The sequence below is a fragment of the Zhongshania sp. genome, from assembly GCF_041623545.1.
In the GTDB taxonomy this organism is placed as follows: Bacteria; Pseudomonadota; Gammaproteobacteria; order Pseudomonadales; family Spongiibacteraceae; genus Spongiibacter.
Genome location: NZ_JBFJWS010000348.1, coordinates 1 through 3,169, shown reverse-complemented (window position 1 = coordinate 3,169; position 3,169 = coordinate 1). Strand labels below are relative to the sequence as shown.

Below are 3,169 nucleotides of genomic sequence, written 5' to 3'. Positions count from 1 at the left end.
CAAACGCCCTTGGTGCCTCATTGCTAATGCGTGCAGACTTAAAAGTGATTCACGGTATTGATATTGTTCCAAAATATGTCGATACCCATTCTTCGGTGTATTTAAATGTTGCACTACAAACAACTAAGGCCGGGGGCGGCGTAAAACGAACCTTAAAGGAGCAATCACCCGCCCTGCAGGATATGCTGACGGTTTTATATGAAACGCGGGCGGTTAATCCGCATCCGATAGTTGTTCATCCCAGAGTGCCTGCGGACACAAGCAGGCGAATTGCTGAGGCACTGTTAGCAATGGCCGCCGAGACCGACGCGCAAAAACTACTGGCCGAAATTCCCATGCGACGCGCGGTGCCTGCTACGATTGACGACTACCTACCCTTAATGGACTGGGGACTACATGACTTCTACGTTCGGAAGTAAATGGTTTTATGGCCTAAAAACCCAAAGCTTAGCAGTGGCGGGCTTTTTGGTTTTTGTGGTTTTTTGTGTGTTGTTTTTTTATATCCTGCCAAATCAGGATCGCTGGATAAAAAGTGAGCTTACGCAAGCGTCGGAACGGGCATTGGGGCAATTGTCTACGTCGATCGTAAGTCCAATGTTAAGTGATCAGTATGCAGAGCTCTATGAGAGTCTTAATGCTCAGCTGGGTGAGCATCACCACTGGCTAAGATTAAACGTAACTGATATCGACGGTAAGCAAATATACCCTCTGGAGGCGTGGTCAGAGGGTGTGGAAGACGATGATATTGTTATTTCGCAGGATATTGAGTTCTTAGATAAGAAATTGGGTCGTATTGTCTTAGTTACCAATTTTCAGGCAGAGCTCGCTAAGGGCTATCGTCTGCAATTCACGCTGACAGCAGTCTTGCTTTTAGCGCTAGTGCTGGTATTTAGCGTTGTTTATTACTTGATTAGTAAAACCGTCATAAACCCGCTGCGGGGCTTGATGGTGTCTTTTGAAGAGCTTGCTGACGGTAATTTTAGCGCGCCTCTACCGCGCGTGTTTAATAATGAAATTGCTAATGTGGTGGATAGTTTCGAAAAAATGCGCGGTAATATCGAGGAAACTCAGGTCAAACTTGAAGATTTAAGGGAAAATGCCGAGCTCGCTAACCGCGCCAAGTCTGATTTTTTGTCAAGTATGAGCCACGAACTGCGTACGCCGTTAAATGCGATTTTGGGCTTGGCACAGTTGTTTGAATATGATGACGCTGCCAGTGAAGTATATAAGCAACACGGCAAAAATATTTACAATGCCGGTGAGTATTTGTTGTCGCTAATTAACGATGTCCTTGATTTAACCTTAATTGAATCCCGAAATGTAAATTTGAATATTGAGCGGTTTAGCGTTGCTGATGTGGTGAGTGAATCCGTAAATCTGGTTACGTCGGCAGCAAGTGCGCAGGGAATTAGTTTGTACTTTTCTCGGCCTGTCCCAGACGAAATTATAGTCGCCGGTGATTACACCCGATTAAAGCAATCGCTATTAAATTTATTATCCAATGCGATTAAATATAACTGCGCTGCGGGTATGGTCACCGTCAGCTATTTGCGGTGTGATGGACGAGTTAGAATTTGTATTGATGATACTGGTCGGGGATTAGAGCAGGAGCAAATCGACAAGCTGTTTACCCCTTTTGATCGCCTAGGCGCTGAATTAGGTAGCACTCAGGGCACGGGTATTGGATTAGTCATTACCAAGGAGCTGGTCGAGTTAATGGGCGGCGCAATTGGCGCTGAAAGCCTTGCGGGGCGAGGATCAACATTTTGGATTGAAATGCCCTTGGCCGTCGATGAGAGTATACCGCTGCGTATTGTGCCAGAGGTTTTACAGTCCGCCTCGATTCGGTCAGAAAAAGTGGTCGCCTCGTCGTTGCGAATTTTGGTTGCTGAAGACAATGTGGTTAATCAGGATGTGATTCGTCAGCAACTGGCCTTGTTGGGTTATCGAGCGACATTTGCAGATGACGGCCTAGCCGCTTGGCAGTGTTTGCAGGATCAGACCTTCGATATCTTGCTGACAGATATACAAATGCCAAATTTAAATGGCTATGAATTAGCGAAGCGGATTCGCAAGGCCGAGGAATCGACCGGCGAGCACCTGCCTATAGTGGCGATTACTGCCAATGTAATGGACGCTGATGTTGCTCGTTGTATGGCCAGCGGCGCGGATGACTTTATTCCCAAGCCAATTGAGATTAACGCGCTGCGGGACGTTCTCGAGCGAGTTGGTGTGAGTGGTGCCCAGGTTGTTGCGCAAAGTGACGCCCTTGTTGAGTCTAATTTAGAGCCTGAATCCTTGGCTGAGGTTACAGAATCTGATTCAGCAGCCATCGAAATAAGTCAGCTGGTCTCAATGATTGGCGACGACCCGCAAATGCACTGCATGATTTTTAAGAGCTTTACTGACACCAGCCCCGATAATATAGCCGACTTACACAACGCGCTGGCTATGCGGGACGCGGAGAATGTGCGTTTGCAAGCACATAAATTTAAATCGTCGGCACAATCAATGGGCGCGTATCGTTTGGCTGGCACCTGCGCTGAGCTAGAGGCCTTAACCGCCTCTGTGCTCGGTACTCGTGACGGGGAGCCTACGGACGAATTACCGCAGGTGCAATGGCAGCAGCTCGACGCGTTGGTTGAAAAGATGTCCACTGAATACAGTGCGGCGAAGCGGTTTATTGACGACTATGCTGCGCAATATAGTTAGATGTGTCAAAAAATGTGTGGTGGTATATGAGGCATATTGAGCGCCATCGGGTGCACCGCGCAAATTGGTTGCGCGCCGCTGTCTTGGGTGCCAACGATGGCATTGTTTCAACGGCAAGTCTGGTTGTTGGCGTTGCCGCCGCAAACAGTAGCCAGAGCAATATCATCATGGTTGGCGTGGCGGGGCTGGTGGCCGGTGCTATGTCGATGGCTGCTGGTGAGTATGTGTCGGTGAGCTCTCAGGCTGATGCCGAAGCAGCCGACTTGGAGAAAGAGCGTCGCGAACTTGTTGAGGAGCCTGAGCACGAACATGCGGAGATGACCTCAATTTACGTTGAGCGGGGTTTGGACGAGGGGCTAGCGGCCGAAGTGGCTACCCAGTTGATGGATCACGACGCACTTGGCGCGCATGCCCGTGATGAGCTCGGTATTATTGAAGAATTTTCCGCTCGGCCGCT

At 48.8% G+C, this 3,169-nt stretch carries 3 protein-coding genes; all 3 read left to right on the top strand.

The features are described 5' to 3' along the window. On the top strand, positions 1 to 419 hold a 419-nt coding region (locus tag ABYT30_RS17645), incomplete at its 5' end, for a PhnD/SsuA/transferrin family substrate-binding protein (protein ID WP_373097799.1). Further along, a complete protein-coding gene (locus tag ABYT30_RS17640; RefSeq protein ID WP_373097797.1) occupies positions 397 to 2,712 on the top strand; it encodes a response regulator in 2,316 nt (771 codons plus the stop codon). The genes ABYT30_RS17645 and ABYT30_RS17640, both read left to right, overlap by 23 nt. A gap of 26 nt (positions 2,713 to 2,738) precedes the next feature. Then, positions 2,739 to 3,169, top strand: a 431-nt coding sequence (locus tag ABYT30_RS17635; protein ID WP_373097795.1) for a VIT1/CCC1 transporter family protein, incomplete at its 3' end; no start/stop codon positions are given.

Excerpts from the sequence above, each read along its gene's own strand:
- ABYT30_RS17640 (WP_373097797.1), top strand. The coding sequence starts at position 397 with ATGACTTCTACGTTCGGAAGTAAATGGTTTTATGGCCTAAAAACCCAA.